Annotated in this window: 13 protein-coding genes; 10 read left to right on the forward strand and 3 right to left on the reverse strand. The window is 56.6% G+C overall.

What is annotated here, in order from left to right; all coding sequences use genetic code 11:
- The first annotated feature begins 160 nt into the window (after positions 1 to 160).
- Positions 161 to 691, forward strand: a complete 531-nt coding sequence (locus HMPREF1487_RS06305) for an AAA family ATPase (RefSeq protein ID WP_010795781.1) — start codon at positions 161 to 163, stop codon at positions 689 to 691.
- Between the two features lie 37 nt (positions 692 to 728).
- Here the strand turns inward: HMPREF1487_RS06305 and HMPREF1487_RS06310 are convergent, their stop codons facing one another.
- Positions 729 to 1,796 (reverse strand): NAD(P)-dependent alcohol dehydrogenase, encoded by a 1,068-nt coding sequence (locus HMPREF1487_RS06310; protein WP_010795782.1) that lies wholly within the window; start codon positions 1,794 to 1,796, stop codon positions 729 to 731.
- 153 nt (positions 1,797 to 1,949) lie between these two features.
- Here HMPREF1487_RS06310 and HMPREF1487_RS06315 point away from each other — a divergent pair, with 153 nt between their 5' ends.
- The 7 genes from HMPREF1487_RS06315 to HMPREF1487_RS06345 all read left to right on the forward strand — a co-directional run bounded on the left by HMPREF1487_RS06315 (position 1,950) and on the right by HMPREF1487_RS06345 (position 8,153).
- Positions 1,950 to 2,900, forward strand: coding sequence for a nucleoside hydrolase (locus HMPREF1487_RS06315; RefSeq protein WP_010795783.1), 951 nt, complete (start codon positions 1,950 to 1,952; stop codon positions 2,898 to 2,900).
- Positions 2,901 to 3,123: 223 nt separating this feature from the next.
- Entirely contained in the window at positions 3,124 to 3,375 is a 252-nt protein-coding gene (locus HMPREF1487_RS06320) for a hypothetical protein (RefSeq protein ID WP_010795784.1), read from the forward strand.
- A 293-nt stretch (positions 3,376 to 3,668) separates the two neighbouring features.
- The gene (pstS, locus tag HMPREF1487_RS06325) at positions 3,669 to 4,688 is read left to right on the forward strand and encodes a phosphate ABC transporter substrate-binding protein PstS (RefSeq protein ID WP_010795785.1); all 1,020 of its coding nucleotides are present in this window, start codon (positions 3,669 to 3,671) and stop codon (positions 4,686 to 4,688) included.
- A gap of 71 nt (positions 4,689 to 4,759) precedes the next feature.
- On the forward strand, positions 4,760 to 5,740 hold the full coding sequence (gene pstC / locus HMPREF1487_RS06330; protein WP_010795786.1) for a phosphate ABC transporter permease subunit PstC: 981 nt from the start codon (positions 4,760 to 4,762) through the stop codon (positions 5,738 to 5,740).
- The gene (gene pstA / locus HMPREF1487_RS06335) at positions 5,740 to 6,615 is read left to right on the forward strand and encodes a phosphate ABC transporter permease PstA (protein ID WP_010795787.1); all 876 of its coding nucleotides are present in this window, start codon (positions 5,740 to 5,742) and stop codon (positions 6,613 to 6,615) included. Before pstC ends, pstA begins: the two co-directional genes overlap by 1 nt.
- 17 nt (positions 6,616 to 6,632) lie before the next feature.
- Positions 6,633 to 7,385, forward strand: coding sequence for a phosphate ABC transporter ATP-binding protein PstB (pstB, locus tag HMPREF1487_RS06340; protein WP_230382260.1), 753 nt, complete (start codon positions 6,633 to 6,635; stop codon positions 7,383 to 7,385).
- Positions 7,386 to 7,517: 132 nt separating this feature from the next.
- Complete coding sequence (locus HMPREF1487_RS06345) at positions 7,518 to 8,153, forward strand: LysE family translocator (protein WP_010795789.1); 636 nt, start codon at positions 7,518 to 7,520, stop codon at positions 8,151 to 8,153.
- A gap of 37 nt (positions 8,154 to 8,190) precedes the next feature.
- Here the strand turns inward: HMPREF1487_RS06345 and HMPREF1487_RS06350 are convergent, their stop codons facing one another.
- A complete protein-coding gene (locus tag HMPREF1487_RS06350; protein WP_010795790.1) occupies positions 8,191 to 9,099 on the reverse strand; it encodes a M23 family metallopeptidase in 909 nt (302 codons plus the stop codon).
- Between the two features lie 426 nt (positions 9,100 to 9,525).
- Here HMPREF1487_RS06350 and HMPREF1487_RS06355 point away from each other — a divergent pair, with 426 nt between their 5' ends.
- The gene (locus tag HMPREF1487_RS06355; RefSeq protein WP_010795791.1) at positions 9,526 to 10,116 is read left to right on the forward strand and encodes a Yip1 family protein; all 591 of its coding nucleotides are present in this window, start codon (positions 9,526 to 9,528) and stop codon (positions 10,114 to 10,116) included.
- Positions 10,117 to 10,220: 104 nt separating this feature from the next.
- Here the strand turns inward: HMPREF1487_RS06355 and HMPREF1487_RS06360 are convergent, their stop codons facing one another.
- Positions 10,221 to 10,727 carry a DUF192 domain-containing protein gene (locus HMPREF1487_RS06360; RefSeq protein WP_244294416.1) on the reverse strand — a complete coding sequence of 169 codons (507 nt, stop codon included), beginning with the start codon at positions 10,725 to 10,727 and terminating at the stop codon, positions 10,221 to 10,223.
- A 143-nt stretch (positions 10,728 to 10,870) separates the two neighbouring features.
- Between HMPREF1487_RS06360 and HMPREF1487_RS06365 the strand changes: the two genes are divergently transcribed.
- A complete protein-coding gene (locus HMPREF1487_RS06365) occupies positions 10,871 to 12,571 on the forward strand; it encodes a histidine kinase famiy protein (RefSeq protein ID WP_010795793.1) in 1,701 nt (566 codons plus the stop codon).
- The last annotated feature ends 15 nt before the right edge of the window (positions 12,572 to 12,586 follow it).

Here is a 12,586-nt window from a genome sequence, read left to right on the forward strand (position 1 = left end):
GCTCTCGGTCGCTGCAGCCTGGGTATGGCTGGCCAATGCGCGTATCTTGCTCAATAGACTGGCTTGAAAGGTTTTGTTTTGTCTACACCCTCTAAATAACCGCTCTGTACCATGTAACGCTTTTCTGCCCTGCCCTCATCTCCAAGGTGGAGCCTGCTTTATGAACATACTGATTACGGGCGCATCAGGGTCTGGTACAACAACCTTGGGTGTCGCACTGGCCACACATCTGCATGGCGTGGCCCTGGATGCAGATGGCTATTACTGGTTACCCACTGAAACACCCTATACCCAGCGACGCGATAAGTTCGAGCGTAATGCGCTGTTGATTAAAGACATGCAGGTCAGTGAGACGGTGATTATTTCCGGCTCGATCATGAACTACGGGGACTCCCTCGAAAACCTGTTCGACCTGATTGTGTTTCTTTACCTGCCCGCTGAAATCCGCATACCCCGCCTCAAGGCACGGGAGGAAGCCCGTTTCGGCTCAGCCAGCCCCGAGTTTCTGGACTGGGCTGCTCAATACGATAGTGGTCCCGCGGTTGGGAGCAGGAGCCTTGCTAACCATACCGCCTGGCTGTGCCAGCGTACCTGCCCGGTGCTTAGGCTGGAAGGCGATATGACCGTGGAGGCACGCGTAAGGCGTGTTGTGGCTGAACTCAAGCGACTGGCCCTTCTACCCCACCCATAAAAAAGCCCGCACAAGGCGGGCTTTTGTCTGTTGGTGATCAGGCGGCGACAGAAGCGGCCTCTTCCAGCGAGGCCATATCGATCACGAAACGGTACTTCACGTCCCCCTTGAGCATGCGCTCGTAGGCTTCGTTGATGTCCTGCATCTTGATCATTTCGATGTCGGAGACGATGTTGTGCTTGGCACAGAAATCCAGCATTTCCTGGGTCTCGGCAATTCCGCCAATCAACGATCCGGCAATCTGGCGACGCTTGAAGATCAGGTTGAACACGTCGGGAGACGGATGCGGCTCACCGGGCGCGCCCACCAGCGTCATGGTGCCGTCACGCTTGAGCAAGGAAATGAACGCATCCAGGTTGTGCGAGGCGGCCACGCAGTTGAGGATGAAATCAAAACTGTTCAGGTGTGCATTCATCTCGTCTTGATTTTTCGACACTACCACTTCGTCAGCACCCAGTCTCAACGCGTCGTCTTTCTTGTCGGGCGAGGTTGTGAACAGTACGACATGGGCCCCCATTGCATGGGCAATCTTGACTGCCATGTGGCCCAGGCCGCCCAGACCAACAACACCTACTTTCTTGCCCGGGCCGACCTTCCAGTGGCTGAGCGGCGAGTAAGTGGTGATACCGGCACACAGGAGCGGTGCAACGGCAGCCAGATTTTCGGTATGGGTGATCTTTAGAACAAACTTTTCGCTGACGACGATATTGTCGGAATAACCGCCATAGGTATTCTCGCCGCCAAAGACCGGGCCGTTATAGGTGCCAACGAAACCGTTCTCGCAATACTGTTCAAGCCCTTCATTGCAGGAAGAACATTGCTGACAGCTATCGACCATGCACCCTACGCCAGCCACATCGCCTACCTTGAAGCGGGTCACATGATCACCAACCGCTACGATACGACCAACGATTTCATGTCCCGGTACTGACGGGTATAGCGTGTTCTTCCATTCATTGTGCGCAGTGTGCAGGTCCGAATGGCAGACGCCGCAGTACAGGATATCGATCTGTACATCGTGTGGGCCTACATCACGCCGGTCGAAGTTGTACGGTACCAGTGGATCCTGAGGGGAATGAGCGGCATAGCCCTGAGACTTGATCATGCTTATCGTCCTCTTGCAGAAGGCCGTAACGGCCAGAAAAAGGCAGGAAACAGTGGACTCGTTTCCACCGGCAAAGTTACCGTGCCCCTATCGGGTCCTGGCGCGCCTTGATGCAAACGCCACCACCCTCTTTAGCAAGAAGGACATGACCGCATGACAACCCCTATCATTTTCGACACCGATCCGGGCATTGATGACGCCCAGGCCATTGCCATCATCATGGCTGATCCGGGCATCGAAGTGGTTGGCCTGACCACCACCTTCGGCAATGTCTCGATCGAGACGGCCACGCGTAATGCCTTATCGCTTGTCGAGCTGGCGGGTCAGGACATTCCCGTGGCCCAGGGCATGGGTACTCCGCTGGAAAAAACGCCTCACCCTGTTCCCGCCCATGTGCATGGCGATGACGGCCTGGGCAATCTGAACCTGCCCGCCCCGACGCGTCAGGCGGTGTCCCAGAGTGCGGCCGAGTTCATTGTCGAGGAAACGCGCAAGCGTCCCGGCGAAATCACCCTGGTGGCTGTCGGCCCGCTGGGTAATCTGGCTAAGGCCCTGGAGCTTGATCCAGAGGTTATCCACCGCGTAAAGCAGGTGATCGTTATGGGCGGCTCGATCCGTGAGGGCGGCAACGTTACGCCACTGGCGGAAGCCAACATGTTTTCCGACCCGCATGCAGCCGCCCGCGTCATGACGGCTGGCTGGCCGCTCACACTGGTAGGCCTGGACGTTACCCACCGCACCTGCCTTGATCCGGTGCGCATGCAGCGCATCACCGAAGCGCACCGCACCCTGGGTCCACTCTTGGCCCATAGTTACGCCTTCTATGCCAAGTTCTACAAATCGGCCCTGGGCATAGACGGCTGTACACCCCATGACAGCTGCGCCGTGGCATTCCTGCGTCATCCGGAGTGGTTCCAGACCGTACGCGGCCACCTGAACGTGATAACCGAGGGGCTTGCCGAAGGCCAGACCGTATTTGCACCCGAAGGCCGCCAGTTCGTAGGAGACCGGTGGAGCCAGTCACCTCTCGTCGACGTGTGCATGGGCATCGATGGCGAAGCAGTCGTGCACTGGATGGAAGAGGTCCTGACGGCCAATACCTAAGCCCGGTCATGGCGCTACGGCTCATTTCGTAGCGCCCGCACGATGGGTGGAGTACAGCGATACCCATCGCCTCTACCGCCACAGCTTTTTCTGCTCAAGCATTGCCGTAGTTCTCAGTTTTCAGGCTCAACCACCGCAGACAGCCGCTTGCGTGGCCCTCGCTGGAACTAACGCAAAGCGGCTGTCTTCCAAGCGACATCATTATGAGAAGGGGGAGTACACCATGCGCCAATGGTTAGCCATCCTGTTTACAGCCTTGGCCCTGACAGGACTCGGCGGGTGTGATGACCAGCCTGAGGACCACCGCAAGGAGGCTGCTGAACACGCGCAAAAGGCCAAGGAGCATGAAGCCGCCGGTAATCAGCAGGCAGCCGATGCCGAGCGTGCCGCCGCGGCAGAAGCCGATCATGCCGCGCGCCTTGAGGAAGCTGAAAAAGATCCTCAGAAAGAAGGTAATGCCGAATCACCGCGTTAAGCCTTTCAGGCTGACTCACGTAATAACCTGTCTTAAAACCGACCGTGACAGCACCCACACGGTCGGTTTGCACAAATAGACAAAAAATTTCGGATAAACCTTCCATATCCTCCGGAACCCTTTGTTTTCAGGGGGATCAAGACAATTTAAAAGCTGAAAAACACGCCTGGATACAATCTCCTGATGGCTCAGTGCCGCTTGTTCATAATTCTGTAACATATTTGTCGCTTTAATTTCACGTACACAAACTAGCTTCTGCCTCACTTAACAGCCAGACATGCCTAGGAGGCATCGTGTACGCCACTCGCACTTTCCGTCTTGCCGCTCTTCTGTCTGCTCTCTGCCTGAGCACGGTCGCTCATGCCACAGACGTTACAGGCGCCGGTTCCAGCTTCGTCTACCCGGTACTGTCGAAGTGGTCTCAGGCTTACAGCCAGAAAACCCAAAACCGTATCAACTACCAGTCCATTGGTTCGGGCGGCGGTATTGCCCAGATCAAGGCGGGCACGGTTGATTTCGGTGCCTCCGACGCCCCGCTGAGCACTGACGATCTGCAAAAGTCAGGTCTGGGTCAGTTCCCCAGCGTGATCGGCGGTATCGTACCGGTCGTTAACGTGGAAGGCATTGCGCCCGGCCAGTTGAAGCTGGACGGCGAAACCTTGGCCAAGATTTTCATGGGTACCATCAAGACCTGGAACGACCCGGCCATCGCCGCGCTGAACCCGGACCTGAAGCTGCCTTCGGCCAACATCACCGTCGTACACCGCTCCGACGGCTCGGGCACCTCCTACAACTTTACCAACTACCTGGCTAAGGTTAGCCCTGAGTGGAAGGAAAAGGTCAACTTCGGCACCACCATCAACTGGCCGACCGGTGTAGGTGGCAAGGGTAACGAAGGAGTTTCTGCCTACATCAAGCAGATCAAGAACTCCATCGGCTACGTCGAATACGCTTATGCCCTGCAAAACAAGATGTCCCATGCTCAGTTGAAAAACGCGGCGGGCACCTTTGTTGAGCCCAACGCGAAGAGCTTCCAGGCCGCTGCTGATACTGCAGACTGGGGCGCCTCCAAGGACTTCAACCTGCTGATGACCAACGCGCCAGGTGCTGACGCGTGGCCAATCACTGCCACGACGTGGGTGATCATGTACAAGGAGCCGAAGAATGCTGAGCGTAGCAAGGTAGCCTTCGACTTCTTCAAGTGGTCCCTGGAAAATGGCCAGAAAGATGCCGCAGCCCTGGACTATGTCCCGCTACCGGACTCTCTGGTTGAGAAAATCGAGGCGTATTGGGCATCTGACTTCAAGAGCTGATTCCCCTCTGCCCTCCCCGTGCACCCTGCCCCGATCTTCGAGGCGGGGTGCATTGCTAAGGATCCTTTAAAATGCCCGCAATACCCTACACGACCGCCAATCGGGAACAACGGGAGCGCCGCGCCAGACGCGATACGCGCCATGACCGCTGGTTCCGTATTATTTTGTTGACCGCTGCGCTTCTTGTCTTGTCCGTCATGCTGGGCGCTGCGATTTCTACGCTTTGGGGCGGTCGCCTGGCCTTTTCTACTTTTGGCTGGTCCTTTCTGACCAGTAGTGAATGGGACGTGGTCAACGGACGCTTCGGCGCACTCGTACCGATTTACGGCACTCTTGTAACATCCCTGATTGCACTGATCCTGGCCGTACCGGTCAGCTTTGGTATCGCGCTGTTTTTAAGCGAGATCGCACCACCATGGCTGCGTACGCCGGTTGCGTCCGCAGTTGAACTGCTTGCGGGTATTCCCTCGATCATCTACGGCATGTGGGGCCTGTTCATATTCGGCCCGTTCATGGCGGAATACCTTGCACCCTGGATCAATGATTACTTGGGCGCCATTCCCGTTATCGGCGGCCTGTTTCAGGGTCCAGCCTTGGGTATCGGCATGCTGAGCGCCGGCATTATTCTGGCGATCATGATTCTGCCCTTCATCACCTCGGTGATGTATGAAGTCTTCCGTACCGTTCCACAACAGCTGAAAGAGTCGGCCTATGCCTTGGGCTCAACGACATGGGAAGTCTGCTGGGATATCGTTCTTCCCTACACTCGCTCAGCAGTCGTCGGCGGTATCTTCCTGGGCCTGGGACGCGCTCTTGGAGAAACCATGGCCGTGACCTTCGTACTGGGTAACGCCCACCAGCTGTCCCTATCGCTGATGATGCCCAGCAGCTCCATTGCTTCGGTCATCGCTAACGAGTTCAACGAGGCCTATACTGATTTGCATCGCTCCTCGCTGATCGCCCTGGGCTTCTTGCTATTCGTCGTCACGTTTATCGTGCTGATGCTGGCCCGTCTCATGTTGGCGCGTATGTCGCGTCGGGCAGGTAATTGATGGCCGTCAACGAAAACCTCTATCGCGCCCGCAAGATCAAGAACGCCATCGCCATGACGCTCAGCAGCGCGGCGGCGATCATCGGCCTTGGCTGGCTGGTCTGGATTCTGGCCACTACCCTGATCAAGGGTGGTAGTGCGCTGAGCCTGACGCTCTTTACCGAGATGACGCCACCGCCCGGCGCCGAAGGGGGCTTGGCCAACGCCTTGTATGGCAGCGTGCTGATCAGCCTGCTTGCCTTGGCAATCGGTGCGCCTATCGGCATTCTGGCCGGCCTATGGCTGGCCGAGTTCGCTCGTACCTCCAGGCTGGGCACGGTGATTCGTTTCGTGAACGATATCCTGTTGTCCGCCCCGTCCATCGTGATCGGTCTGTTCGTCTACACCGCCGTCGTGATCCCGATGAACCAGTTCACCAACGGCTCGATCAGCTTTTCGGGCTTTGCCGGTGGGCTTGCGCTTGCCATGCTGGTGATTCCAGTAGTGACCCGGACCACGGACGAAATGCTTCAGCTGCAGCCTGCGTCCCTGCGTGAGGCGGCCCTGGCGTTGGGTATTCCGCAGTGGAAAGTCACCATTGAAATCCTGCTACGCGCAGCCAAAGCTGGTGTGGTAACAGGCGTTCTATTATCCATGGCGCGCATTACCGGTGAAACGGCGCCGCTGTTGTTTACCGCCTTTGGCAACCAGTTCTGGAACTCCGACCTGCTCAAGCCGATGGCCAGTGTGCCGGTCACCATCTTCCAGTTCGCCATGAGCCCGTTCGAAAGCTGGCAGGCGCTGGCGTGGGCAGGTGCGCTGTTACTGACTATCTTTGTTCTGGTCCTGAGCCTTCTATCCCGTTTCGTTTTCTCCCGTAATAAAGGTGCCCAATGAGCAATCTTCAGACGCATATGCCAGAAATCTGCGCGCGCAACGTTGGGTTCCAGTACAAGAACCATATCGCGCTGAAATCCATTAACCTGGATATCCCGGCCAACAAGATCACCGCGATCATCGGCCCATCCGGCTGCGGCAAGTCCACGCTTCTGCGTATCTTCAACCGCATCTACGCCGAATATCCCAATCAGAAGGCTACCGGCGAGATTCTGCTCGATGGGGAAAACATCCTCGATCCCAAGTATTCGCTGAGCCGCCTGCGCAGCACTGTGGGCATGGTATTCCAGAAGCCGGTGCCCTTCCCGATGTCGATCTTTGACAACGTGGCCTATGGCATTCGCCATCACGAGAAACTGTCCCGCGTCGAAATGAACGATCGCGTAGAGCAGGCCCTTCGCGGCGCAGCATTGTGGGATGAGGTGAAGGACAAGCTCCAGCAGAGCGCCTTGGGTCTTTCCGGCGGTCAGCAGCAGCGCCTGTGTATCGCCCGGACCATTGCCCTGCGTCCCCGCGTACTGCTACTGGACGAACCCACGTCAGCGCTTGACCCGATCTCAACCATGAAGATTGAACAGCTGATCACGGATCTGAAAGAGCAGTTCACTGTTGTGATCGTGACCCACAACATGCAACAGGCCGCCCGCTGTTCGGATATCACTGCGTTCATGTACCTGGGTGAATTGATCGAAGTGGGGTCGACAGACCTGATCTTTACCAAGCCTAAGCAAAAGCAGACCGAAGACTACATCACCGGACGGTTCGGTTGATGTAGCGCAACAGCACGCCACACCTCGCTTATGGGTGTCTCTCAAGGACCTTGAGCGAGGCGTGGTGCTTCTACCCCCTTTACGTTGTACCGCCCTCCCTGCACTATCTCTTGCTCCCCATTACGAGAAGAGATGATTCACATGCTCTCACCTGAGCAATTCTTGAGCTTTCTGGCCTTGGCTCTTTTGATCACCGCCTCACCGGGTCCAGACAATTTGATGGTTTTAGGTATTGGCGTCTCCAAAGGGCGACTGCGCGGCATGGTATTTGGCTTTGGCTGCGCACTCGGCTGTCTGGCGCACACCGCCTTGGCCGCTCTAGGCGTCAGTGCACTGATTGCCGCCTCGGCCACGGCCTTCACTGCCCTCAAGATTGCCGGCGGGCTCTACCTGATATGGCTTGGTATCCAGGCGCTGCGTAGTACCGGGCAGACGCGTATCAATAATGATGTTCAGATTGATGAGTCGCTGAGCAAGCTGTTCTTCAAAGGTCTGTTCGCCAATGCGATCAATCCAAAAGTCGTGCTGTTCTTCCTGTCCTTTTTGCCGCAGTTCGTGATTGCCGAACAGGGTCATGCCAGTCTGCAAATCCTGCAGTTGGGCGTACTGTTCACACTTCAGGCGGCGGTGCTGTTTGGTCTGTTGGGGTACTTCTCGGGCGCAGCCGGGCAATGGCTGCAGCGAAAGCCCCGTATTGGGCTATGGCTCGATCGAGTCGCAGGCGGCATTTTCGTCGCGCTGGGCGTGCGTCTGATCGTTTCACGCTGATAGGCAGGCGGGGCAAGCGGGCCCCGCCATGCGATGTTTACTGCCCGCCCAGCGCGAAGTTGGGCAACTCGCCTACAGGTCTGGCGAAGCGGAAAGGAATGGACACCAGCGCATCCCCCTCGCCCTGCTGAACCACGAAATGCAGGTGCGGCCCGGTACTGCGTCCGGTATTGCCCGACTGCGCCAGGGGTGTGCCTGTCGTAACCTTCTGTCCTTCCCTTACGACAACCGAGCCACGCTTGAGATGCAGATAGGCACTCTGCGTACCATCATCATGCTGGATACGAACAAAGTTGCCTGACGGACTCGGTCCATGCCCGAACTGGCGATTCTGGATCTCGATGACAGTACCGCTACGCGCCGCTACGACGGGCGTGCCTTCAGGCATGGCGACATCCACGGCATAACGGCCCTTGGGCGTATGGTGGCTGAAGTCACCGTTCGCACCCTGGCTGATGAAGAACGGACCGCCCTGCCAGGGCAAGGAATAGGCGTAGCCGGCTGTAATACTGGCCAAACTGTTGGGGTTGCCCAGCCCGCCGCCACTGCCTGGTGCGAAATGAGGAGAAAAGCTGAACGCCTGGTCATAGTGCATCGGGAAGCCCTGCTGACGTTTCTGCAGCGTGGCCACACGAAGCTGACTATTGGCTGGGACCGTCTGGCGAATCACGCCATTACCAACCCCGCCTACATTGACAGTACGGCTCAAGCGCACCGTCACCGTTACAGGTACGTCCATATCATTGCGGACTTCCAGCGCTTTGCCTGCTTTGGTGTTCAATGTCAGGAGACGAACACCGCCCTTACGCTTGGCACGAGGCTTTTCCGTGAGGCTCGTTTGATCAGCCTTGCTGATCAGGGAGGTTTCCTTGCTTTGCTCTGCCATGGCCCATGTGGGCGAGGCCAGCAGCCATGAAGTCAATAAAGCTGAACACAAATAGCGCATGCTGTGATCCGTCACTCGGTAAGGTCTGTGCCCACGCTTGATTGGCGGGCGAAGGGTCGCCGATTGCATGGCGGGATCGGCCTATGATCCAGAGCGAGGAGGTTGAGTTCCAGCGCACACTTTCAAAGTGAGAGGCAAATCAAACTTCCTGATAGCGTCCTGACATCAGGCCTTACCATCTATCGCCTCTATGGCGCCTAGCCCAGCTCAGGTAGACCATTCATCGGTCAGTAAGCAGGTGGCCGATCTCTTCATTTCAGTTTGATCTTTAAGGTTTGTTACTTATGACCAAATGCTCATAGCAATGACCTGACCAAGCATTTTGACTTTCTATACTGAAAACAGGCCGCACCTCTCGCAGCGGCCTGCTGCGGAGGACCTACAACGTTTCGCCGATAGCGTCCTTCGGTGAAAGTGAGGTGTGTCATGATCAATCACGTTTGGGGCCTTCTGGCCCATCCTGATCGTGAATGGAAGCAGATCGATAACGAGAGGGAGTCGGTTTCCCATGCGTATGCGCATCACATCCTCTGGTTGGCTGCGATTCCAGCAGTCTGCGCCTTTATTGGCACGACCCAACTGGGTTGGAGCTTTGGCGGTAATCATCTTCTTCGCCTGTCACCCTGGACAGCCTTCACGATAGGGGTAATGTCCTACGCCTTGATGCTGGGTGCCGTTTACGTGATGGGCAGTGTGATTCACTGGCTGGCACGGCGCTATCCTGACCGGCCCAGCAAGGAACGCTGCGTAGTCTTTGCAGGTTACATTGCTACGCCTATGTTTTTAAGCGGCCTTGTTGCGCTTTACCCGCTGGTCTGGCTGTGTGCATTGGCCGGGATTGCCGGGCTCTGCTACACCGCCTACCTGCTCTATGTAGGTATCCCGAACTTTCTGAATATCGATCGCCGTGAAGGCTTCATCATGTCAGGCTCGACACTGGCCATTGGCGTGCTCGTGCTTGAACTGCTGATGGCGATGACGGTACTGCTCTGGGGGTACGGCCTGCAGTTCGGCTGATACAGTGACGCCGCTCCTGCGATCGGAGCGGCGTGCTCTACGCCTAGCATGAGGGACCGCCAACGCGTTGCAGGAACCTTTAGGCGTCTGACGCTAGCCAGACGCTATAAACCCTGTACCTGATCGCCTGTCTTGACGCCCTGCCGCCTGAACCACCCCTTGTTCATTTCCAGCGCCTGCGTGACCTCGGACGGCGCACAGTGCAAGTCCTCGCTTAACGGCTCCATATCCTGAATATCGACGATACGGCCTCGCGCATCGAGAAAGGCAATCGAGAGCGGCAGTATCGTATCGTGCATCCAGAAGCACACTTTCTTGGGTTCATCGAACACAAACAGCATGCCGTGCATTTCTGGCAACTGATGCCGATGCATGAGCCCCTGCTCACGCTTACTAGCGGTATCGGCAACCTCGACCGTGACCGTATGAATGCCCACCTGCATCGATTTACGCTCGAATGCCTGAGCGTATTCAACCGAGGCGATGAGGACTCCCAGAATAACCGACAGGTCTCGCCGCCGCAGCGCTGAAGCTCGGCGCGTCCAAAAGCACAGCGATAAATACGGCATGATTCCAGAAGCCCTGATGTGATCAACGGAAGGATAAGGCATGAAACCCAATCGAGCCGCTTAAAGTCCATTCAAGAGTAGCTAAGGCATCGACGTCAGGACAGCGACAGACCCTATCATGACAATAGCCAGGAATGCCGTTCTGCCTTTCTCCGACGGGTTTGTATTTCATATGGGAAGCGAGCATGGTCCTGGGCAAAAGCGATTTCGAACGTGAACAGGCGATTAAGGTTGAAGGCGACGGCCAAAGCGCAGGCGTACCGGCGTCCGGCGAACTGGAAGGCAATGCCTATAACCCCTTGGGCAATCCCGGCGAAAACCATTGGCAGGCAGGTTACGTTACCCACACAGGCCTTGATGAACGTAACAATATCTTTTTTGCCGCGGTGCAGATGACCCGCATGCCGATGGTCGTCTGCGATCCCAATCAGCCTGATACGCCCATCGTATTCGCCAACAAGGCGTTTATGGACCTGACGCAATATACTGAAAAAGACATCCTGGGTCGCAATTGTCGCCTCCTTCAAGGCGAGCAGACCGACCAGACTACGGTTGCCGAAATCCGCACTGCCTTGAGTGAACATCGCGCAGTGGCTGTAGACATTCTCAACTACAAAGCTGACGGAACGCCTTTCTGGAATGCGCTGTTCATGGGACCGGTGTCGGATCAGAACGGCAAGCTGCTCTACTGGTTTGCCTCGCAGATGGATATCACCCAGCGGCGGCTCACCGAAAACTCGTTTCGGCAGGCACAGAAGATGGAGGCTATCGGGCAACTCACCGCGGGGCTGGCCCATGACTTCAATAATCTTCTACAAGTCATTACGGGCAACCTCGAACTGGCGGGTCAGTACGCACATACCCATCCGATCCTCTCTCAGGCCATTGAGAACGCACAACAAGCGGCCGAACGGGGCGGCAAGCTGACGCAACAGCTGCTGGCCTTTGCTCGCAAACAACGGCTCGAACCCAAACGCCTTAACCTGAACGCCCTGATCGTCGATTTCAGCGAAATGCTGGTGCGGGCGTTGGGCGAGCGAATCGATCTGCGCCTGGACCTCAAACCAGGCCTGCCTTATTGCACGATCGACCCAACGCATATGGAGATGGCGCTACTCAATGTGCTCATCAACGCACGCGACGCCATGCCCAAGGGCGGCAAGGTGACGATTGGAACAGCCACGATAACCAACCGTGAGCGCATTGATGTGCACCACCTGCCTCCGAGTGGGTATGTGGTGATTTGTGTCATCGATGAAGGCGAAGGCATGTCCCCCGAAGTGATTCGCCGTGCAACAGAGCCTTTCTTCACGACCAAGGCGCCAGGCACCGGATTGGGGCTGGCCATGGTTCACGGTTTCGTTCAGCAATCCAATGGACGCCTGGAAATCGAAAGCGAACAGGGCAAGGGGACGGCCGTACGCATGATTTTCCCGATTACGCAGGAGCAGGCTTTTTCTTCGCACCAGCAGCCGTTTCGCGCCTCAACACAGCCTTCAGAGTCGGGCACCATTCTGCTTGTAGAGGACAGTGAAGATGTACGTCGGGTAACTGAGGATTACTTAAGTTCGCTGGGTTATACGGTGCTCTCGGCCCAGAGCGGCGAGGAAGCACTTCAGCTGCTCGACCGCCATGGAAAGGTCGATCTATTATTTACGGATGTGATCATGCCGGGAGGCATGAATGGCCTGGTACTTGTAGAGCGTGTCAGGCAGCGGCTGCCTAACCTCCCTGTCCTGCTTGCTACGGGATACATGGATGAGCTAGCCAACCAGAACGTTAGAGACGCTTCGATGAACGTTCTGAGTAAACCCTATCGCCGTAACGAGCTGGTGGACCATATCCATGCGGTGTTCAAGCGTGACAAGCCTTCTTCCACGCCTTGATGCCTTGTGTTCAGT

This window comes from Pseudomonas sp. HPB0071, assembly GCF_000478505.2.
Taxonomy (GTDB): domain Bacteria; phylum Pseudomonadota; class Gammaproteobacteria; order Pseudomonadales; family Pseudomonadaceae; genus Chryseomonas; species Chryseomonas luteola.

Excerpts from the sequence above, each read along its gene's own strand:
- HMPREF1487_RS06305 (WP_010795781.1), top strand. The coding sequence starts at position 161 with ATGAACATACTGATTACGGGCGCATCAGGGTCTGGTACAACAACCTTG.
- HMPREF1487_RS06310 (WP_010795782.1), bottom strand. The coding sequence starts at position 1,796 with ATGATCAAGTCTCAGGGCTATGCCGCTCATTCCCCTCAGGATCCACTG.
- HMPREF1487_RS06315 (WP_010795783.1), top strand. The coding sequence starts at position 1,950 with ATGACAACCCCTATCATTTTCGACACCGATCCGGGCATTGATGACGCC.
- HMPREF1487_RS06320 (WP_010795784.1), top strand. The coding sequence starts at position 3,124 with ATGCGCCAATGGTTAGCCATCCTGTTTACAGCCTTGGCCCTGACAGGA.
- pstC (WP_010795786.1), top strand. The coding sequence starts at position 4,760 with ATGCCCGCAATACCCTACACGACCGCCAATCGGGAACAACGGGAGCGC.
- pstA (WP_010795787.1), top strand. The coding sequence starts at position 5,740 with ATGGCCGTCAACGAAAACCTCTATCGCGCCCGCAAGATCAAGAACGCC.
- pstB (WP_230382260.1), top strand. The coding sequence starts at position 6,633 with ATGCCAGAAATCTGCGCGCGCAACGTTGGGTTCCAGTACAAGAACCAT.
- HMPREF1487_RS06345 (WP_010795789.1), top strand. The coding sequence starts at position 7,518 with ATGATTCACATGCTCTCACCTGAGCAATTCTTGAGCTTTCTGGCCTTG.
- HMPREF1487_RS06350 (WP_010795790.1), bottom strand. The coding sequence starts at position 9,099 with ATGCGCTATTTGTGTTCAGCTTTATTGACTTCATGGCTGCTGGCCTCG.
- HMPREF1487_RS06355 (WP_010795791.1), top strand. The coding sequence starts at position 9,526 with ATGATCAATCACGTTTGGGGCCTTCTGGCCCATCCTGATCGTGAATGG.
- HMPREF1487_RS06360 (WP_244294416.1), bottom strand. The coding sequence starts at position 10,727 with ATGCCTTATCCTTCCGTTGATCACATCAGGGCTTCTGGAATCATGCCG.
- HMPREF1487_RS06365 (WP_010795793.1), top strand. The coding sequence starts at position 10,871 with ATGGTCCTGGGCAAAAGCGATTTCGAACGTGAACAGGCGATTAAGGTT.